Source organism: Schlesneria paludicola DSM 18645 (genome assembly GCF_000255655.1).
GTDB classification, from domain to species: domain Bacteria; phylum Planctomycetota; class Planctomycetia; order Planctomycetales; family Planctomycetaceae; genus Schlesneria; species Schlesneria paludicola.
Window position 1 is genome coordinate 1,144,485 of sequence record NZ_JH636434.1, and the last position, 21,478, is coordinate 1,165,962.

Annotated in this window: 10 protein-coding genes; 5 read left to right on the top strand and 5 right to left on the bottom strand. The window is 55.7% G+C overall.

What is annotated here, in order from left to right:
- Nucleotides 1-287: 287 nt before the first annotated feature.
- On the bottom strand, nt 288-2,969 hold the full coding sequence (gene mutS / locus OSO_RS0105585; protein ID WP_010582496.1) for a DNA mismatch repair protein MutS: 2,682 nt from the start codon (nt 2,967-2,969) through the stop codon (nt 288-290).
- Between the two features lie 300 nt (nt 2,970-3,269).
- Between mutS and OSO_RS42265 the strand changes: the two genes are divergently transcribed.
- Nucleotides 3,270-6,347: a DUF1549 domain-containing protein gene (locus OSO_RS42265; protein ID WP_010582497.1), complete on the top strand. Its 3,078-nt coding sequence runs from the start codon at nt 3,270-3,272 to the stop codon at nt 6,345-6,347.
- A 24-nt stretch (nt 6,348-6,371) separates the two neighbouring features.
- On the opposite strand, the gene OSO_RS0105595 is transcribed toward OSO_RS42265, so the two are convergent.
- Nucleotides 6,372-6,959: a PilZ domain-containing protein gene (locus OSO_RS0105595; RefSeq protein WP_010582498.1), complete on the bottom strand. Its 588-nt coding sequence runs from the start codon at nt 6,957-6,959 to the stop codon at nt 6,372-6,374.
- Nucleotides 6,956-8,035 (bottom strand): hypothetical protein, encoded by a 1,080-nt coding sequence (locus OSO_RS0105600; RefSeq protein WP_010582499.1) that lies wholly within the window; start codon nt 8,033-8,035, stop codon nt 6,956-6,958. The genes OSO_RS0105595 and OSO_RS0105600 overlap by 4 nt, the downstream gene beginning before the upstream one ends.
- A 400-nt stretch (nt 8,036-8,435) precedes the next feature.
- On the opposite strand from OSO_RS0105600, the gene OSO_RS0105605 reads away from it, so the two are divergent.
- The 3 genes from OSO_RS0105605 to OSO_RS0105615 all read left to right on the top strand — a co-directional run bounded on the left by OSO_RS0105605 (nt 8,436) and on the right by OSO_RS0105615 (nt 11,560).
- On the top strand, nt 8,436-9,113 hold the full coding sequence (locus OSO_RS0105605; RefSeq protein ID WP_010582500.1) for an OmpH/Skp family outer membrane protein: 678 nt from the start codon (nt 8,436-8,438) through the stop codon (nt 9,111-9,113).
- Nucleotides 9,114-9,495: 382 nt separating this feature from the next.
- Entirely contained in the window at nt 9,496-10,515 is a 1,020-nt protein-coding gene (locus OSO_RS0105610; protein WP_010582501.1) for a hypothetical protein, read from the top strand.
- Nucleotides 10,516-10,750: 235 nt separating this feature from the next.
- Nucleotides 10,751-11,560: an enoyl-ACP reductase FabI gene (locus OSO_RS0105615; RefSeq protein WP_029246684.1), complete on the top strand. Its 810-nt coding sequence runs from the start codon at nt 10,751-10,753 to the stop codon at nt 11,558-11,560.
- A gap of 139 nt (nt 11,561-11,699) precedes the next feature.
- Here OSO_RS0105615 and OSO_RS0105620 read toward each other — a convergent pair whose 3' ends face one another.
- Nucleotides 11,700-15,011 carry a DUF1553 domain-containing protein gene (locus OSO_RS0105620; protein WP_010582503.1) on the bottom strand — a complete coding sequence of 1,104 codons (3,312 nt, stop codon included), beginning with the start codon at nt 15,009-15,011 and terminating at the stop codon, nt 11,700-11,702.
- A 263-nt stretch (nt 15,012-15,274) separates the two neighbouring features.
- The gene (locus tag OSO_RS0105625; protein ID WP_010582504.1) at nt 15,275-17,698 is read right to left on the bottom strand and encodes a bifunctional serine/threonine-protein kinase/formylglycine-generating enzyme family protein; all 2,424 of its coding nucleotides are present in this window, start codon (nt 17,696-17,698) and stop codon (nt 15,275-15,277) included.
- A 1,250-nt stretch (nt 17,699-18,948) separates the two neighbouring features.
- Between OSO_RS0105625 and OSO_RS42270 the strand changes: the two genes are divergently transcribed.
- Nucleotides 18,949-21,478 (top strand): beta strand repeat-containing protein (locus OSO_RS42270; protein WP_010582506.1); only part of this gene is annotated, 2,530 nt, incomplete at its 3' end.

Here is a 21,478-nt window from a genome sequence, read left to right on the forward strand (position 1 = left end):
CGCGATCACAGTGAACTTGTGTCGGTTATTTTCGTGGAGCAGGCCCGAAAATATGACGTAGCGAGGTAAATCAGAGTTCGTCTTCGCACACCCGGTTGGGTTGAAAGGGATAAAGCAGTATTTCGACTGATTGGAAGTTTATGGAAGTTCAACCATGGAGGGTGACTCATCGGCAGCAGAATTGTTTTGGCAATTTCTTGACAGGATTGCAACAGTGAAATTCAGACTTTTGAAGATTCTTAGAAAAGGACTGAATCATTCTGAAACTCACCTTGCATAGACGACAGTCACTTGACTTGCTGTCGCAATCGATGCAGTTCCTGAAGTGCGGCAAGCGGAGTCAATTCGTTGACGTTCAGTTGTCGCAACTCATCAATGATCGGATGTTCCTCATCTGCGAACAATGCCAACTGAAATTCACGTTTCTGTTGCGTACGACGTGCCGGAACCTTCGTTTTTCCGGAGTCGTCCAGATGATCATCTTCCAATGTTTTCAGAATAATTTTCGCTCGTTCGAGCACAGCGCGCGGCACACCCGCTAACTGTGCGACATGGATGCCGTAACTTTTGTCTGCCGCTCCTGGAACGATCTTATGTAGAAAAATGACGTCATCAGCATCTTCACGCACCGCCACGTTCCAGTTGGTGCACTGCTTTAATGATTCTGTGAGTTGAGTCAACTCATGATAGTGTGTCGCAAACATGGTGCGACAATTTGTCACATCATGTAAGTACTCTGTAATGGCCCAGGCGAGCGAAATTCCGTCATATGTACTTGTACCACGACCAATTTCATCCAAAATCACCAAACTGTGCTTCGTTGCCGCGTTGAGGATTCGCGCAGTTTCTGTCATTTCAACCATAAACGTACTTTGGCCCTTGCCCAGTTCGTCACTGGCCCCAACGCGTGCAAAAACGCGATCGGCAATCCCAATCGACGCTGCGGCGGCGGGAACAAATGACCCCATCTGGGCCATGATCGTGATCAATGCGGCCTGCCGAATGTAAGTGCTCTTACCGGCCATATTTGGGCCCGTAATCAACTGCATCAGCCCCGTCGGATAATCCGCCGTTGATGCTGCCAATCCCGCTTGCGCATCGGCGCCGTTCGCCTTAATCGGAACATTCGCTGCGCCCATGCGCACATCATTTGGAACGAACTCGCCACTTGGTTTTAGGCGATCGAGGACCGGATGCCGACCTTCGCGGATGTCGAGAACCGGTTCGATCGAGATCTGCGGACGGCAATATCCAGCCCGCACGGCCAACGTCGACAGGCCTGCGAGCGTATCGACCTCGGCCAGCACTTCCGCAATGTCTCGCAGTCGCGCCGCCTGCACCGCCACTCGTTCCCGCAACGCGTTAAACAACTCTTGTTCCAACTGAACCGCTTGCCCTTCGGCACGCAGGACTTTCTCTTCGTACTCCTTCAGTTGCGGCGTGATGAATCGCTCGTAGTTTTTCAGGGTCTGCTTGCGAATGTAATCGGCAGGAACCTTCTCGGCCTGTGCGGCAGTGCATTCCAGGTAATATCCGAAGACCTTGTTGAATCCGACTTTCAAATTCGGAATGCCCGTCCGCGTGATTTCCTCGGACTGGTACTTGGTAATCCAGTCTTTCCCCCCGCGCGCCAAATCGCGCCATTCATCAAGCTGCGAATGATAGCCGGGACGAATCATCCCACCGTCACTCGTCAGCATCGGCGGTTCATCGACCAGCGCCGACTCAATATCCGCCCGAATTTCGGGACAAAGATCGAGTCGATCTTCCAGTTCAATCAGTCGCCGAGCCGCACGCCCCGACAACTTCGCCTTGAGCTTGGGCAGCAGTGCCAGGGTTCGCGCCAGACACGCCAAATCGCGAGGTGAGCATCGTCCGGTGGCCACACGCGCCGTCAAACGCTGAAGGTCATAGGCTTCCTGCAACTGCTCACGCAGATCACGGCAAAAAACTGCGTCGGTTGTCAGCTCTTCAACAGCGTCGAGACGAAGGGTGATGCGTGTGGCATCTGTCAGTGGATTGGAAAGCCATTCGCCCAAAAGACGCGCGCCCATGGGCGTGACCGTTTCATCAATCACGGCCAGTAAACTGCCTTCGCGTTGACCGTCTTTAAGCGTCCGAGTCAGTTCCAAGCTACGTCGCGTCGCTTCGTCGATCAGCAGGCTGGACCCGCGTCGATAAGGCTCAAGCCTTGTGATATGACCCAAACCACTCTTCTGCGTTTCCTGAACGTATTCCAGCAGTGCCCCCGCTGCGGTCACTCCTGGAGTATCCTCATCAATATCAAACCCCGACAACGTCCGCGTCTGGAACTGTTCAAGGAGTTTGCGTTTGCACTGTTCCAACGAAAAAGACCAGGGCGGCCGATCGCTGAGCAGCATTCCCGACATCTGGTTCAATGATTGGATCAGGGGAAGTTCGCGCGAGTTTTCCGGGATCAGACATTCTGCCGGGCGAATTCGGGCGATTTCATCAACGACATGCTGGGCCGCAAGATCGGCCATCAAGAACCGACCGGTCGAAACTTCCAACCAGGCAAGTCCGCAAACATCCTTCGTCGGAAAAACGCATGCGAGAAAGTTGCTTTCGCGGGGATCAAGCAGCGAGTCTTCGGTCAATGTTCCCGGCGTCACAACGCGCGTCACATCCCGTTTGACAGGCCCCTTCGCAAGCTTCGGATCTTCCATCTGTTCACAGATGGCTGCCCGGAATCCGGCGCGAACCAGCCGCTGCAGATAGCCGTCGAGTTGATGATAGGGAAATCCCGCCATCGGAATGGGATTCGGCGACCCCTTGTCGCGACTGGTCAACGTCAGCCCGATTGCCTTTGAGGCCACCACGGCGTCTTCGTAGAACAATTCGTAAAAGTCACCCATGCGAAATAGCAGAATGGCATGGGGATGTTGTGCTTTGACCTCGAGATACCGCTGCATCGCGGGCGTCGGAGTACGTTCAGATTGAGTCGTCATAGGTGCGTCGTCGGATCGATTCGGAGGGCGGGATTCTGATTGGCCACACTCTAACGGTCTCAAACCCGCTCGCCCACCCTGTGCGCGACCCGAACCATCGATTCGACATTCGCAATAGCGTCTGTTGATCTGGAACGTAGCGGATCGCAAAGACGCGAGGTGCTTTTGGAGGATTCACAAGGATTTCGCAGAGATTTTCGTTAGCAACGAGATCTCGTTGCGGGGACTTTCTTCTGGAAGTACCGTATTGGTGGCCACAACGGCCGCCGAACGATTTTGTGAGCAAGGCAGGTAAAAGGTATGCGAATATTCGCGGGGATGGCCCTGGTCATTGGCATTTGCCTGGGTGTTTGGACAAATCAACCCCATGCACAAGCCTCTGACGATGCGAATGGCGGTGACATTTCCTTCCAGGTGAAGTCACTGCTCGCGCATCGATGCATCGCATGCCACAGCGGAGACGACGCCAAAGGCAAGCTGATTCTGATCTCGCGCGATGCCATGCTGACCGGCGGTCAGTCAGGTCCCGGCTTGGTGGAACGTCATCCCGAAAAAAGTCTGGTGTGGGAATACGTCGATCAGGACATTATGCCGCCGAAACATCCGCTGTCCGCGGATGAGAAGCGACTGATTCAGGATTGGATCGCCGCAGGAGCGGTCTGGTCAGGTGGAGCGATCGATCCCTTCGCCATCTCGTCGGACCATCGTGCGGGTCTCGACTGGTGGTCGCTGCAGACGCTCCAGCGGGTTGCGGTCCCGACAGCCAGAGATGGCACCGATGTGCGACAGCCGATCGACAATTTTATCGTGCAAAAGTTGACACAACGCGGCCTGTCCATGTCGCCAGCCGCCGTACCGCGCACCTTGATTCGACGTGTCACGTTTGACCTGTTGGGACTGCCGCCGACGCCTGATGAGATTGAACAGTTTCTGGCGGACGAGCGCCCCGATGCCTGGGAACGACTGCTCGATCGATTGCTCGCGTCGCCCCATTACGGCGAGCGTTGGGCACGACACTGGCTGGATGTCGTGCGATTTGGTGAAAGCAACGGGTTCGAACGAGACCTGCCGCGCCCCAATGCCTGGCACTATCGTGACTGGGTGATTGCCGCATTGAATCGCGACATGCCGTACGACGAATTTGCCCGCTGGCAACTGGCGGGAGATCTGCTCGCCAGCAACGATCTCGACGCGTTGAAGGCAACCGGGTTTCTCGTTGCCGGCGCTCATGACACCGTCATCCCGGTCATCGACCGGATGCGAGCCACAATGCGGCAAGATGAACTGGAGGACATCATCGGAACGGTCGGCCAGACATTCCTGGGACTCACCGTCAATTGTGCCCGCTGTCATGACCATAAGTTCGATCCGATCTCGACCCGAGAGTACTATCAATTGGCATCGGCCCTCGCAGGCATCGATCATGGCGAGCGAGAATTCACTCCGAATGCCGTGACAACTCAGCTGGCCGCCTGGCGTCAGCAGATCGACACGCTGTCCGAAACATTGCGACAGCAAGAGCATGAAATTCGTAAGGCTCTGGCCGACCGATCCGAATCTCCCAACGAGCCAACGTCCACACAGGTACCAGCCGCGATCGCGGCCTGGGACTTTACGCAGTCCCTTCGGGACCAGATCGGCGAGATGCACGTCAAACTGATGGGAGCGGCAACTCAGACGACCGCCGGACTGACAGTCAATGAATCATCGTTCGCGAAAACGACGCGGCTGTCCAAAGAGATTTTCGAAAAGACGCTGGAAGTCCGCGTACAACTCAACTCGCTACAACAATCTGGCGGTGGTGTGATCACCCTGCAAACACTGAATGGCAACACATTCGATGCGGTCGTCTACGCCGAACAGAAACCGTTGCAGTGGATGGCGGGCAGCGAAGGATTCGCAAGAACCGTGTCGTTCGAAGGGCCCGCCGAAAAACATGCGGACAATGCGTCAGTCGTGCTGACGCAGGTCTATCACGCGGACGGCACGATCGTCTGCTATCGCAATGGACAACATTACGGCAGCCCCATTCATAAGAATGTGGCCGTCAAGTTTCATCCCAGCAACTCGCAAATTCTCTTTGGACTTCGACACGGACAAGAGCCGAGCGACGATCGCAGCCTGCGAGGAACGATCGTCGCGGCGCGGCTGTTCAATCAGGCGCTCACGGCAGAGCAGGTCGCTCTTTCAGCCGATTCGCTGAGGACGTTGGTAAGCGAAACAGAAATCCAACAGGCGCTATCCCCCGACATGCGGGACGATCGGCGAGCAAAACAGAGCGAGTTGAATCAACGGCAACAGCAGTTCACTCAACTCCAGAAACACGGAACGATTCAGGTCTACACTGCCGTCGCGACTCAGCCGGGCCCCATGAGAATTCATACTCGGGGAAGTGTCGCCACGCTCGGTGACGAAGTGGCACCTGGGGGATTGGCCGCCATTCGAGGGCTGTCATCCGATTTTGGCTTGCGCCCCGACGCCATTGAATCACATCGCCGTGAGCAACTTGCGAATTGGATCACCGATCACCGCAATCCCTTGTTCGCCCGCGTCATGGCGAATCGCGTCTGGCATTATCATTTCGGCTCGGGATTGGCGGACTCCCCCAACGACATGGGTTTCCATGCAGGCGTTCCCAGCCATCCAGAACTCTTGGAATGGCTGGCCGCCGAATTCCAGGGACGTCGCAGAAATCAAATCGAGCACGATCCCGCTCAGCCTCCCGACCCACAGGCATTTTCGCTGAAACGCTTGCACCGATTGCTGCTCGCGTCGGCGACATTTCGACAGGGATCGAATCACAATTCGCGCGCTGCGGGAGTTGATGCAAACAATCGATTGCTCTGGCGGTTCAGTCCTCGCCGACTGGAAGCGGAAGAAATGCGCGATGCGATGCTGTCGGTTGCGGGCGAACTGAATTCGCAGCTCGGAGGCAAGGGATATCAGGACGTGAATTCATATTTCTTTAAGGGCACCCAGTTCTACGACCCGATTGACCCGGTCGGCGCGGTGAACCACCGTCGCACGATCTATCGCATGTGGGCGCGAGGCGGACGCAGCCCGTTCCTGGATACGTTCGACTGCCCAGACCCTTCAACGACCACGCCACGACGATCGTCGACTGTGACTCCACTCCAAGCGTTATCGCTGCTGAATCATTCGTTTGGTCTCAGAATGGCGAATCACTTCGCGAATCGTCTGACCGCAGAACACGCCGCATCCACCGACGGGCAGGTCCATAGCGCGTATCTCTTGCTTTTCGGGCGTGAGGCCGATGCGGAAGAGAAATCGATAGGCCAGACGTTCATCGCCCGTCATGGCCTGCCGGCGTACTGCCGCGCGATGTGGAACGCCTCGGAATTTCTCTTCCTGGACTGAATGGCGCGTGCGGTCCATATCGGTTTATTGACCGCGCATGAAGAAGTAGGCGACTGTGGCAATCATGGCGCCAGAAAATGCGGCGATCGCGTACCCCAATGGTGATGCGCGCCCCGCACGTGAGAATGGATGGTCGTCCAGTACTTCTTCGATCTGCTTCAAACCGATGTAGACTCCATCCGAACGTTCTTCCTGGCGGGAAACACTCACGATGAAGTTCATACCAGGAGCCGACAGCAGCCCAATCGCACCGGCTGACAAGTTCGGCTTTCCTTGAACGACGACACCAAACCCACCGATTGAAAGCTCGACCAACTGGCAAACAAGCTTGCGGCCATTCAAATTCAGCCTGGCGGTCACGCTTTCCTGCGGAAGCGGACAGCGTGCGTATTGGCGCTGATTCGTCTCAAGCGGCTTTTGCAACTGCGGTTCCGTATCCGGCTCGTCCGGTTGATGCAGCATCAAGGAAAGTTCATGAAGCTGCCTGGAACGGGACTTGGGACTTTGTACCGGGACTTCGATGGGTGCATACGTCGATCGACCGGGTGGAACAAACCATGCGGTGACGGCAGGATCGAATTCGAAGTCGTGCTCGGCGCTAGGGTAGCTCATTGCGATTCGGTCCGATTGAAGTCAATTGGGAGGACGCGGACAAGTTCCGTTCGCCCTTGAACGATTCGAAAGTAAAGACTGGCATCTTCGGATGAGATAACTCGGTATTCCGCGAGGCCGGCAACCCGATGGGCTTGACGGATATCGGTGCTGGCAGAAGCAAGGATTCGTTTCAGGCTCGAAACGGCACTGTGGACGGCGTCGGCAGAGAGATCTTTCAAACTGCTTTCGAACTGCTGCAGATCACGGATCGCGGTGTCGGAGATGCGAATTTCTTGAAGTTGAACCGGCAGATTCGCACCAAATAGCCAAGGCGCGATCGAACAAGTCAAATTCTGGATTCCGCCGCTTTGACCGGCCTCGAGCGCCGATTTCAGTAGCGCCGCGCGTTGCACCGGCGTTGCCCCTCGTGTCATTGCCGAAGTGGCCTGGTCAGTGGTCGTGGACAGCTTTGCGTCGTCGGCCGCAGGACGCGACGCGATCGCGCGTCGACGTGTCATCGTGGACACCATCGAGACCTCGATGGGAGGCAGATCTTCGAATTCGTCGGATTCGAAATGGCCAGACCGACTGTTCGGCGACACCCGATTTTCAGGTGGTGCCGTCGCAGGAACGCTGTCGTTTTTGCTGACAGTCGCTCCCCAACCAACCGTTTGTGATCGTCGTCCCTGCATACGCAGCAGACGGATTTCGTCGCTGACAGTCGGAATACACACACAGCTGGCCATGATGATCGCCAGCACGCACGTCGCACGAAGTGGTGACGATAAGAAGGGGGTACGCATCGCCGGCGGAATCTTCACTGGCACAGCCTGCTCGAGCAAATCCAAGCGTTGAAGTCGAAACGAGTAGCCGCCGGAGTGCGCTTCCTGGCGAATAATCCGCACGGGAAACACCGCATTGACCGTCACCAGAGTCAGCCGCGGGTCACCTTCGTACTGTTCAATCCCGGGAACGGCGACTCGGAATTCGCACATCGTCGCCTCGACAACGTAACAGGGAATCGGAACATTCCCCATCAGCAGCGTTGCTTTCGTTCGAACCTCTGGCAGCGGTTCGAGGAATTCTTCTCGCATGACGTCCCCCGCGCGAACGGATAATCGCGCAATCCCTCACAACACGCACTGATGGCACAGAACCAAACCAGAGGCTGAATCGCGCGAAACCTCTCGTCTAACGAATTCCACAGAACGGACCACGAGCGTTAGCAAACCTAGCTCAAATCGGCGGACTTGCGCGAGTAAAAACGATTTTCGGATGAATCCGTTCAGAATGCCCCCGTCTGCGGCGCGGACACAGGGTGAGACACGGCTTAGCGTTGATTCGAACGCTCCTTCGCCAGAACAACATGGAGGTTGAGTGAGAGAAATTTTGAACTCTGCTCAGTTCTGGTCTGGACGGGTTTTTCGCTTTCGCTTAGGTTCCCCGCCCGTCGGTCTTTCACGTCAACACGTCAGATCCAAAAAGGAGTTTTGGATGCGTCACTTCAGTCTGCTGGTCCCCGTTTCGTTGGCGGCACTCAGCCTGGTCGGTTGTGGTCAAATGATCGGAACGTCTACGCCTTCGTCACACGGCGGGATCGCGGTCGTCGATCTGGACAAAGTCGCCCAGGATACTGGTCGCGATCGTCAGTTGGCGAATTCACTGGAGCTCGCACAGAACTCGCTGAACCAGATGCTGTCGAAGACCGTCGAAAATGCGAAAGAGCAACTCGACACGAAGAAGAAGGGTTACGGCGAAGAACCGTCGGCCGAAGACCAGAAGGAATTCACGGCGATGGAGCGAAGTGCGGTCACGCAATTGTCGCAACTCCAGAACAAGGCACGTGCCGAGTTCGAACAATTCAAGCAAAAGCAAATCGCCAACTTCCGCGCGGAAATGAAGCCGATCGCTCAAGAAGTGGCTGCCAAGCGTGGAATGAGCGTCGTCATCCCCAAGAACGAAGGTCTGTTGCTGTCCGTCGATACCGGTGCTGACATCACCGACGAAGTGATCAAGGTGCTGCGTGAACGCCGGCCACAAGTGCCACAAGCACCAGAAGCGAAGGTCGAAGCCGATCAGCCTGCGTCGAAGTCCAACACTTCGAAACGTCCCGCGAAAGCGGTCACGCAAACTGCCGAGAAGAGCGATGTTGCGGACGAGACGGCACAGTAGTTCGCTCGCGCGATCCCGTTCCAAGTCATTCACGTGAAGACCACTGAACTCGTTTCACCTAAAACGGAAGCGATTCGATTCCACTGAAATTTTACAGATCGTCCCGAGCGGCATGCCGTCCGGGACGATCGGTTTTTCCGGCCGACTCTGCCGATGAAATGATCAGGCTACGAGATCCTGACCAGATTGAAAGGACTTTTTGCGCGAGAGATAGGTGCGCCACCGTTTCGACTCGGGGTTCAATGGTCCCAGCGTCGATAACCTAGGCCGAGTAGACCGGAGAGCTGGTCATTTTTCGGCTGTGGCTTCAATGACGACGCACCCAATGCATTATCGGCGCAAACTGCGCTCCTGCCATAGGCTACCATGGATAGCCTGTGCGGTGCTGCTCGTACCTTCCTGGCTGATGGCGCAGACGGACCTTCCGTCAGTTGCCTCAATTCAGGTTCCAACCGCTCCGGCTGTCGCATCCGAAGCCTCTGCCGCCGAACGCGTTTCAGCGTCGAGTTCGAACGATGTCGCCACGGCGTGCGCGCCCGAATACTGGATCGTCAGCACGCGGACATCGACGCAACAGGTCGAGAGTGGACAGGCCTGTCACTACGACGTCTTCCGTTTTAATGGGACGAATTCGACGCACCAGAGTTCGCTCGACGAGTTAACATCATCGCTTCAACCCGGTGTGCCAGTCTGCCTTATGGCGCACGGAAGCTTTGTGACGTGGGAATCGATGCTCAAGGATTCGGCGTGCACGAATCAGTGGCTGCGCGCTGCGGCCCCGCATCAGCCGATGCATCTCATTTTCTACACTTGGTCCAGCGAAGCCGACGGCTGCATCCCACAGCTTCAAGTCAATAAAATGGGACGTCGAGCCACATTGAATGGCTTCTACCTGGCCGATCTGGTCTCCCGAATCAGCCTTGACCACCCCATTTGCCTGATCGGTCATAGCCACGGAACGCGAATGGTCTCGGCCGCATTGCATTCAATGGCGGGCGGTATTGTTTCGGGAAAGCAACTGGCAGGGGGGCCTCTCCCGTTGCGCAAAATTCGCGTTGTTTTCGCTGCCGCCGCAATCGATCACAACTGGCTCAACCCCGACGAACGATTTGGATTGGCCTTATGTCCTGCGGAAGCGGTCCTCAACCTCAAGAATCAACACGATTTTCCGCTGCTGTTTTATCCCTTGCGACGCCCTTTTGCGACGCGTGCCATGGCAATCACGGGATTTACCCACAGCGACCGACAACAACTTGGAAGCGGGAACGAGAAAATCGTCGACTACGACATCACCGAACTGGTCGGCTTTGGGCATATCTGGTCGCATTATTATGAACGGCCTGAAATCGCCGCATTGATCCGCCCGTACGTGTTTTTCAACGACGGGCACAGTTCGGACTGATCCCCTAAGACTTCGCGAACTGAGTTTCCGCCAACCTTGCGTTCGCCCCATCCACAAGTTCACCAACAGCGGGGCATCGCTTGATTTCTGCCTGCCGATCGGGTGAGCAGTTCCCGGTAACGGTTGCGGGTTTCGTTGGCTCTGTTATCGTGTGACCAATGGCACGGCTCGTGCCCAATTGATAGGCGCCATGGACCGAACCGAGCACTGGTCCGCGATTGAGAAGGAATCGAAAATGAGTTTGATGGCTGGCAAGCGCGGCTTGGTATTCGGAATTGCCAATGACTATTCGATCGCCTGGGCGATCACTGAGCAATTGCACAAAGAGGGAGCGGAACTCGGCTTCACACATCTGCCCGACCGCGATCCCGCAAATCCGAAGATGGAGCGCCGCGTACGCAAACTGGTCGACCCGATCGGCGCGAAAATGCTGGTCTCGTGCGATGTGCAGCAAGATGCCGACCTCGACAAGACGTTCGCTCTGGCAAAAGAGACATTCGGCGAGATCGATTTCGTCGTGCACTCAATCGCCTACGCACCGATCGACGATCTGAAGGGGCCCGTTTACGGCTGCAGCCGTGACGGCTTCAAGACCGCGATGGATATCAGTGTGTTCAGCCTGATGGCCATCTGCAAACGAGCTCAAGCATTGATGCCCAACGGCGGAAGCATCATCACGCTGTCCTATCTGGGCGGCGAACGCGTCATTCCTGGCTACAACGTGATGGGGCTCTGCAAGGCCGCGCTCGAATCATCCGTTGGCTATCTCGCGCACGAGTTGGGCCAAAAGAAAATTCGTGTGAACGCATTGAGTGCCGGGCCGATCAAGACTCTCAGCTCGTCCGCCGTCAAAGACTTCGATTCGATGCTGAACATGTACGGTGCCATGGCACCGCTACGACGAAATGTCGAAGTCGAAGAAGTGGGCAAGACTGGCCTTTATCTGCTCAGCGATATGTCGACCGGTGTCACCGGTGAAACGCTGCACGTAGACAGCGGCTACCACGTTATGGGTGCTCCTCCAGCAGACGCAAAGTTTAGCTGAATCTCGACTTCGGCAGCCTGTTGAATCGATGGGGCAGGCTCCCAGAAGGCGCACAAGTGGCCCTCTTTCTGATCACCAGGACCCTGAATTTTGCGACGGGCCTGCCCCTTGATTTCAACAGGCCGTTCGCTCGAGTTGATTACCCGCGGGTAATCAACTCGTCCAGATTCAGCAGCAGACTCATCACCGACGTCCACGCGGCGAGTTCCGCCTCGTTGAGTGACGGATCTCGTGATGACTCACCGATGGAAATTAGCGACTTCGCCGAAGTGGCATCCTTTCGGAACTGCGCCAGGCGTTGCCGATAATTTCGCAGCAACACTGCCGTTTCGGCCGCGGAAGGCGCACGCGACAGGCACAAGCGAAATGCATACGCCAGCCGCGATTCCTCCGCAGAACCACCGACAGTCAGCGTCCTTTCGGCCAGCTTTCGTGCCGCTTCGACATAGGTCGGATCATTCAATAGCACCAGTGCCTGAAGCGGTGTGTTCGTACGTGAACGGCGTGCGAGACAGAACTCTCGTTCGGGTGCATCGAATGTGTTGAGTCCCGGCGGCGGACAGGTCCGCTTCCAGAAAGTATACATGCTGCGACGATAGAGGCCTTCTCCCTGATCCTGCTTATAAACGGTTCCTTCGTAGTCGGCGCCGACCGCCACATCATCCCACAATCCAGCCGGTTGATAGGGTGACACACTGGCCCCTCCTACGCGATCGCTCAGCAATCCTGCGAGCGACAGCGCATTGTCGCGAATCATCTCGGCTTGAAGTCGAAAACGTGGCCCTCGCGCCAAGAGTTTGTTGGCGGGATCACGTTCGTTCAATTCAGGCGTCGTGCGCGCTGATTGGCAATACGTCGCAGACGTGACCATGAGCCGGTGGAGCCGTTTGAGATCCCAGCGGCGGGGTGAATCCGATGCCCCCACTCCGGAAAACTCGGTCGCCAGCCAGTCCAACAATTCCATGTGACTGGGCCATTGGCCCTGCGAACCAAAATCTTCCACCGTCTCGACGAGACCATTGCCAAAAAACAGGGCCCAACTGCGATTTACGGCCACGCGCCCCGTCAGCGGATGATCAGGCGCCAACATCCACTGCGCCAACCCGAGACGGTTGCGCGGAGCACCGGGGGGGAAGGGAGGCAGACTTGAGGGCACATCGGCCCGAACTTCTTCGGCGGGCGCGTCGTACTGTCCGCGTTGCAGCACGAATGTCTGGCGTGGTGTCGACATTTCTCGCATCACCATCGCGGAAGGCAATGCCTTCGTCGTCGCGACGCGTTGTGCTTCAAGCTGATTTCGCTGCTCGACGATTTGCTGAAATTCAGGGCTCGTTTGCTTGAGGTAAGACCTCGAAATGGCCTGCTGCTGTTCTGCCGATCGCTGTTCGGCAGGACGATCCAAAAGGTCCGCAATTCCGTCATCACGGAACCACGCGATGACTTCTTCAGGCGCAATGGCTCGGCTGTAAACGCGAACTTCATCAATGGCCCCCTTGAACGGAACCCCTTCAGTTCGTCGTCCGATTCTGAGAGTCTTGCTGGTGACAGTCGACTCAGTCAGATTGTTATTCGGCAATGTGACGTCTTGTACCTGTCCGTCAATATACAGTTTCAGTCCTTCCGCTTTTGACGAACCGTCATAGGTGACGCAGACATGCGTCCATTGCTTGAGGGGCACATCGGCTTTTGTCACCACATACAGCGCATTGTCGGGCCAATGATGAATAAGATGCGACGTCAGTTTGCCACCTGCGAATTGCAGATCGAATCCCCGAAATGCGGCCAACTCGTCCATGCGTGCAATGACCGTGGCGGCGTCTTTCGTTTCTAGATTCACCCAGGCCCCACAGGAAAACGTATCGGTACGTTCAAACGATGCCAGGTCTCCGAATTCCACATGGGTTTGACCATCGAATTTCAGAGCTTGCTCAAATTTTCCCGGAACCCACTCCGCAGGCCCCACGATCGTCCCTTTTCGCGTGGGATTTGCGCGGTCGACAATTTCGGTCGCATTCCCGGAGTTCATCGACAACTGCAACAACGGTGGCGCGACATCCAAGGGATGCTGAACCATCGCACGCAACTGTGACTCCCATTCGGCGCGTGACGTGCTCGCAGCAGAAATTCGCTGTTCGATTGCGGCATCACGTCCGGCAATCTCGCGCGAGAGCCCATCCAGTCGCGCGGATTGTTCGCGCGTCGGGGCATTGATCATTGGCTCTGCATTGCCCTTGCGACCGTCCTCGCCCTTTTCATCCAGTTGATTGAAGAACGCAAAAAACTGAAAGAAATCACGCTGCGAAATCGGGTCAAACTTGTGGTCGTGACAGCGGGCACAGCCCATCGACATGCCGAGAAAAATGGTTGCCGTTGTATGAACGCGATCGGCAACGTACTCAACCCGATATTCCTCCGGGATGATGCCTCCTTCGGAATTGATCACGTGATTGCGATTAAATCCCGTGGCGATCAACTGATCGAGCGTTGGATTGGGAAGCAAATCGCCTGCGAGTTGTTCTGTCACAAATTGATCGAATGGCATGCCGGAATTGAAGGCCTCGATCACCCAGTCACGCCAGCGCCACATCGAGCGGGTGGTATCGTTGTTAAACCCGTGCGTATCGGCAAAGCGGGCGGCGTCGAGCCAATCCAGAGTCAGGCGTTCACCGTACGCTGGCGACGCCATCAAGCGATCGACAACTCGTTCATACGCGTCGGGCGACTCGTCAGCCACAAACTGATCCACGTCGTCGATTGAAGGCGGTGCGCCGGTCAAATCCAACGTCACCCGGCGAATTAATCGTTCCCGATCAGCAGGTACCGAAGGTGACAACCCTTCGGACAAGAGCCGCTGTTGCACAAGGACATCGATTGGACTGCTGGCATTCACAATTCCCGACAGGTCCAGCGGTGGGCGACGGGGTGAAATCAAAGACCAGTGACGTTGATAGGTGGCCCCTTCGTCAATCCAGCGGCGCAATAGGTCAACCTGCGCCTCCGTCAGTTTCTTACCACTTTCGGGTGGTGGCATCACGAGACTTGGATCATGTGACGACACACGTCGAATGATTTCACTCTCGGCAGACTTCCCGGGAACAATGCCCGTATTGTCAGACGGCAATTTGCTGCGTGCGGCGTCAGAAACGTCCAGACGCAATTCCGCCTGACGCGATTTCTCGTCTGGCCCGTGACACGAGAAACAATTGTCCGACAGAATCGGGCGAATGTCGCGGTTGAATTCAATCGGCTGATCAGCCGCAATCACACTGCTTTCGCCAGCAAGCAACGTGACGAGATTCAGCATTGTCGCCAGAACCCAGAGACGAGCCTTCCACCCGCGTAACGGCTGACATCGCGCTGGCAGCCAGCGGCCACGAGGTTCCAAGGAACGGGCTTGATGGACGTTTCGATTTTTCGGCTTACACGTCGACTCTGAGAAACAAATCGCCATTCACGCTGATCCTCACCCGGTCCCATTCCAGTACTCGCCTCGGGCCACAGACATTCCCAAGTCGATGCAGAAGCATTCGTTGATCTCACATCATCCCATCACACCCTGTCGGCGTCCAGACTTAGCCGTTTTCGCGTTCACGTGGAGGTGATGGCGACTACGCAAGCGTCGGTTCGCACGCAACTTCAGTTGACGACAATCCGCATCGAAATCCGACGACGTTTTTGAGCCTTTTGCCCAAGTCCAGGTCGAAGCGGCCGTGGTTAGTGCGGCCCGCCGGTCGCTGTGAGAATGACGACTCGAAAGCCCAAATCCGGAAAAATGGAGTATTTCCGTTTGTCGGGCCAGGGATCAACAGGATCAGAATCGATGCTCAAGTCCTCGACACTTTTGGGTTGTGATTGCTCGTTGAGCCAACTGATTTCGCGAGCTTCAACTTGAAAGCCAGAACCGCGTGTGACCAATTTGAGATCTGATTTGAGAACGGAATCGACGGAATTCGGCACTCCTTTCAGACAAAGCTTGTGCAGATCACCAACTCCCGAATCGGTAAATGTCCGGGTCAGTTCCGTGGGCCAAACCTCAGTTTCATCGGGGTCTTCGGGACGAAGGCGAACGTAGAAACTGTTGTATTCACACCCATAGGGCGAACGTCTTTCCAAAACCGTTCCATCAGGCTGCCGAATTGCACCAAGTGAGGGTCCAGATGCGATCTTCGCATCGATTTCGGTCCCAGGAATTTTTTTCCAGATCGCTTCCGTCGATTTCCTGTCGAGCATGCGAAAATCCCAATAGCCTGCCGCCAACTCCCACTCCGCTGCCGATGGCAAGGTTCCGCATTGACAGTCGCCGGTGAGCCAGATCGCAAACCCTTGCGCTTCGAGAGCATCGATGTTGGTCACTGGAGTATCGGCGGACGTCTCCGATTCCCATGCGCGCTGACCATCGACTCGCGTTTCACGCTCGAAGTTCGGGTTCGATCTGGCGAACGCCTTGAATAACCTGTTCGTGACAACATTTTCCATGATGTAGAACGTGTCGACGAGTCGCGAATTGCTGCCGCCATCGTTGAGCTTCTTCGCCGGAACCAGCCGAAAACGCACCTCTTTTCCATCAATTTCTCGAGAAAGAATCGACGCGCAAACTTGTTCATCCACTTTAACGTCGCACAACCAGGAATCGTCGGCAACGCGAAACCCCAGCTTCTTCAGTCCCTCGGGCAACCAGGGTGTCGGACTTTCAACCGTCAACTGAATCGATCGCTCAAATGTTACGGCCCCCTGGTTTGTTGATGCGCGAAGAATTATCGACAGGGGATCCGTTGTGCGAGAATTGAGCCTGGGAGCGGTGACGGTCACATAACGTGATGTCGCTGGAAAGGGACCGTTCTCCATTTTGAGTTCCACAAGACCGGGAACTGACTGCGACTCAAATTCGACAAAGTCTCCTTTCGGCAAATCGTTGATGGCAAACGTGAACTTCGCACTTGTCCCAGCAACAAGCCGAATTGGTGCTCCCTCATCAATCGTATTTCCTGCCGTGTCCGTTAATAGCACGTTGCCAGTATGACTCGGAACAAACGGACGCAAAGTGAGCCAAGCGCCGCCGCCGCCAAGCAACAACATCGACACGAAGAGCCAATTCCAGGCCGACGACGGCTTTTGAGACAGGTCCCGCCGTGGACGGCTCGTCACCGATTCCACATCACTGGCCGTATCCGCGAAATCATCGGGGCGAATCGTTTCATAACGATCGCGAGACGCTGATTTCGCATCCAAATCGACCATTGGCTTGGCGTCGTAAATCGCAAGGAATCGTTGCCGCACTTCGGCCATTGATTTCGGCCGGTGCGTGGGAACCTTGTCCAGGCATTGCATGACCAACGCTTCAACCGCCGCGGGATATTTTTGATTGGCGTCGACTTGGCGAAATGGCGGTGGCGGCACGTTGCTGATCGCGTTCAAGCATTCGGCGAACGCTAGATGCGATGAATCGGTCTGAGGAAACGGCACGCGCCCCAGCATCATTTGATAAAGGATGACCCCGAACGCGTAGATATCTGACTGCTCGGTCGACTTGGGATCTTTTCCCAAGAGTTCCGGCGCCATGTATTCAACGGTTCCAGCCCCGTCCTGCGTTCGATTTCGTTGAGTCCCATCGGAATCCGTTTTGGACGCAATTCCAAAATCCAGCAATACGAATCGATCACTGCCTGTCGTCGTTCCCGTCCGGCTGACATGCTGCCGAAGGATGATGTTTTGCGGCTTCAGGTCGCGGTGAATCAATTTGCAGGAATGGGCATACGCGAGTGCGTCGCCGACTTCTCTCACCAACTTTTGGAGTTGCCCCAGTGTTAGCCGCCGCCCCTGACGCGTGAAAACTTTGCCCAAGTCTTCCCCGTGAAGGTACTCCATCACGAGATACGCCAGACCTTTGTCGCTGCCACAATCACTGACCTGCACGATGTTGTCGTGCTTAACCTCGGCGGCCAGCCTGGCCTCTTTGATGAACTCGCGCGACGAGAGCCCCACCTTGATGGCAACGGCCTGTCCAAGCCGTCGATCCATTCCTTTGTAGACAGCGCCGTAGCCACCCCGGTCAATAAACTTCTCGAGAACGTAACGACCGTCCAGAACACGACCTACGAGGTCCTGGATATCTTCGAGTGCTAGCGCATCATCCGACATGAACGCGGCCTTCTCGCCCCGGTATGAATTCCAGATCAGGAAAGACGCCCGTGAACTGCTTCATTCGCCGCTTTCGCTTAAACGCCGTCCACTCAATCTCCGCCCAAATGGCTGAGCTACGCCCTCACTGAACGATGGCGTAGCCACCCTGTCCTGAAAGATTCGCATGCATTGCCCACAGAGAACGCACCCACCTGTCAGTATCGAACACGAAAACTCGACTCGAAGACCACAACACTTTACACAACAAGTCTTTATGAGGAGCGGCTCTCGAAAAACCCATAAATAAGTGAGACGATTCTTACGCAATGCGTCGCCACTAATCACGGCAAAATCATACGACACCGAGCGGGGATATGCCAACCCGTTCATTCCGAATCACAACTCGCGATCAATTCAGCAGTTGCGGCCAATTATTCCCTCCCCGCAGGCGTTACATCGCAGTGACACGCACTCCCCGGATCGTGCCTTCGATGAGCCACTCATCTTCCCCCAGTCTCTCCCCCTGCATGTAGTACATGTTCTTCGACGCAACCTCATGTGCAAAGCGGATTTCAAGCACAACGCCCTGTCCAGTGGGTGAGGACCTTGCATATCCGCAAGCCACACTTCGGGTCGCAGTCCAAGACGTAAAACGGCTTGTATCGGTTGCACCGCTTGTATGACGATTGGGAAATCCATCCCCGGCATCGCCACCCTTGGGAGTACATGTCCCCTGGCTTTGCGCCTCCAAGTGATGACGCGAAAGGCTCGCAACGCCTCGGTAAAGCATTATTGGAAGCGGATCCATCAACTCACTCCATACAAGTGTCTCATTAATAGTGAATTTCACATCAGAATAAAGGGGCTACGACACGAAATGCCGTTTCGGCCAACAGCCTCGCTTGGACGAACCAACGTCCTATCAGGCGCGTTTTTGGAACTTTGCGACACGACAACCACTAACCCCGTTACTACCAATGTCAACACGAACGCCGATTCGGATACCTAGCGGGCAGGAATGGACCGGAAAATCGAGAGAATAGGCGCTTTGAGAGTATTTTTGCGCGTTTTTTGGCAGAAACCACTGGCAAGCCCCCACATCTGTTCTTATGTTTACGCATCAAGTCGGGACCGAAGTGAAGTGAACAACGCCACTAATTGTGGACATAAGAACACAATCATACATTTTCTGCGAGATCCGGCCCGGCGAACTGACAAAAATTGACATCGTGCGAAAAACTCGAAGGTAAAACAGGGGCTTGCGAAACATGCTGCTGATGAATTGGCTCGGTGAAGTGTGTCAGGGTCGATTGCGAGTCCGTCCACGTCGCTGCCGTCGCTCGATCCCGTCAGCGCAAGCGATCGTCCAAGTTGAATCACTGGAACAACGGCGGATGTTGGCGGCAGACTTGAGTGCCGCAGTTGTCGGTACAGTCTTAACTGTGACTGAAGCGAATACGAGCCTTGGTGCGGACAATAATGTCACACTCAAATATGTCCCCGCAGCCATCCCAGGAACGTTTGATTTGCATCTGATTGGTGCGGGCGGAACGACGATTAATGGGGTCACGGATTTTAATGTCACGACGGCGTATCTCGGCCCATTTACGTCCATTAGCATTGATACCGGCGGAGGCAGCGACAAGATCACACTGGACTCGACGAGTCAGGACTTCGCCTTCCCTCTCGGAATCGCACTCGTCGGTGGCACGGGCGATGACACCTATGCCTTCAGTATGAATTCCGGACTTGGCGCGGTCTCAATTGCGGATCCAAGTGGTAACGATACGTTGGATTTTTCATCGAGCACAACCGCCTTGGCCGTGAACCTCGGCATCACTTCCGCACAGGCCGTCAACGCGAATCTGAACTTGACCCTCGCGTCTGGTGCGTCAATTGAGAATGTCATCGGTGGATTGGGGAACGACAAATTCACCGGCAACACGCTCGACAACACCTTTACCAGCGGCGGCGGAACGGATACCTACTACTTCAATACCTCCTCGCAACTCGGCGCGGACACCATCGTTGACAGCACCGGCAAGGGAACGATCGACTTCACCGGAAGTACACCCGGTGTCGCATTGAACCTGGGTTTGGTCGCACAACAGATCGTCAATCCGAACTTGAAACTGACGCTCTCGTCCGCCACCGGCATCCAGAATGTCATCGGCGGACTTGGAAACGACAAGCTGACCGGCAACACGCTCGACAACACTTTTACCAGTGGCGGCGGGGCTGGTACCTACTACTTCAATACCTCCTCGCAACTCGGCGCGGACACCATCGTTGACAGCACCGGCAAGGGAACGATCGACTTCACCGGAAGTACACCCGGTGTCGCATTGAACCTGGGTTTGGTCGCACAACAGATCGTCAATCCGAACTTGAAACTGACGCTCTCGTCCGCCACCGGCATCCAGAATGTCATCGGCGGACTTGGAAACGACAAGCTGACCGGCAACACGCTCAACAACACCTTCACCAGCGGCGGTGGGGCTGATACCTATTATTTCAACACCTCATCGCAGCTCGGTGCAGACACTATCATCGACGGCACCACCAAGGGAACGATCGACTTTACCGGAAGCACGCCTGGGGTCACCCTGAACCTGGGATCGACGGCCCAGCAGAACGTCAATTCAAATTTGAAACTGACGCTCTCATCCGCCACCGGAATTCAGAATGTCATCGGCGGAGCGGGGAACGACAAGTTCACAGGCAACACGCTCGACAACACCTTCACCAGCGGCGGCGGGGCCGACACCTACTATTTCAACACCTCTTCGCAACTTGGTGCAGATACCATCGTTGACAATACCGGCAAGGGAACGATCGACTTCACCGGAAGTACGCCTGCGGTCACAGTGAATCTGGGATCGACGGCCCAGCAGAACATCAATTCAAATTTGAAATTGACGCTTACGTCCGCCACCGGAATCCAGAACGTCGTTGGCGGGCTCGGAAACGACAAGCTGACCGGCAACACGCTCGACAACACTTTTACCAGTGGCGGCGGGGCTGATACCTACAACTTCAATACCTCCTCGCAGCTCGGTGCAGACACGATCGTTGACAGCACCGGCAAGGGAACGATCGACTTCACCGGAAGTACACCCGGTGTCGCATTGAACCTGGGTTCGGTCGCACAACAGATCGTCAATCCGAACTTGAAACTGACGCTCTCGTCGGCGACCGGAATCCAGAATGTCATCGGCGGACTCGGAAATGACAAGCTGACCGGCAACACGCTCGACAATACCTTTACCAGTGGCGGCGGGGCCGATACCTACTATTTCAAGACCTCCTCCCAGCTCGGTGCAGACACCATCATCGATAGTACCGGCAAAGGAACGATCGACTTTACCGGAAGCACGCCTGGGGTCACCCTGAACCTGGGATCGACGGCCCAGCAGAACGTCAATTCAAATTTAAAACTGACGCTCTCGTCGGCCACCGGCATCCAGAATGTCATCGGCGGACTCGGAAACGACAAGTTCACCGGTAACGCACTCGATAATACCTTCACCAACGGTGGAGGGATTGATACTTACTACTTCAATACCTCTTCGCAGCTCGGTGCGGACACCATCATCGACAGCACCGGTAGGGGGACCGTCGACTTCACCGGAAGCACGCCTGCGGTCACCGTGAATCTGGGATCGACGGCCCAGCAGAACGTCAATTCAAATTTAAAACTGACGCTCTCGTCGGCCACCGGCATCCAGAATGTCATCGGCGGACTCGGAAACGACAAGTTCACCGGTAACGCACTCGATAATACCTTCACCAACGGTG

Coding starts and splice junctions, on each gene's coding strand:
- mutS (WP_010582496.1), bottom strand. CDS start 2,969: ATGACGACTCAATCTGAACGTACTCCGACGCCCGCGATGCAGCGGTAT.
- OSO_RS42265 (WP_010582497.1), top strand. CDS start 3,270: ATGCGAATATTCGCGGGGATGGCCCTGGTCATTGGCATTTGCCTGGGT.
- OSO_RS0105595 (WP_010582498.1), bottom strand. CDS start 6,959: ATGAGCTACCCTAGCGCCGAGCACGACTTCGAATTCGATCCTGCCGTC.
- OSO_RS0105600 (WP_010582499.1), bottom strand. CDS start 8,035: ATGCGAGAAGAATTCCTCGAACCGCTGCCAGAGGTTCGAACGAAAGCA.
- OSO_RS0105605 (WP_010582500.1), top strand. CDS start 8,436: ATGCGTCACTTCAGTCTGCTGGTCCCCGTTTCGTTGGCGGCACTCAGC.
- OSO_RS0105615 (WP_029246684.1), top strand. CDS start 10,751: ATGAGTTTGATGGCTGGCAAGCGCGGCTTGGTATTCGGAATTGCCAAT.
- OSO_RS0105620 (WP_010582503.1), bottom strand. CDS start 15,011: ATGGCGATTTGTTTCTCAGAGTCGACGTGTAAGCCGAAAAATCGAAAC.
- OSO_RS0105625 (WP_010582504.1), bottom strand. CDS start 17,698: ATGTCGGATGATGCGCTAGCACTCGAAGATATCCAGGACCTCGTAGGT.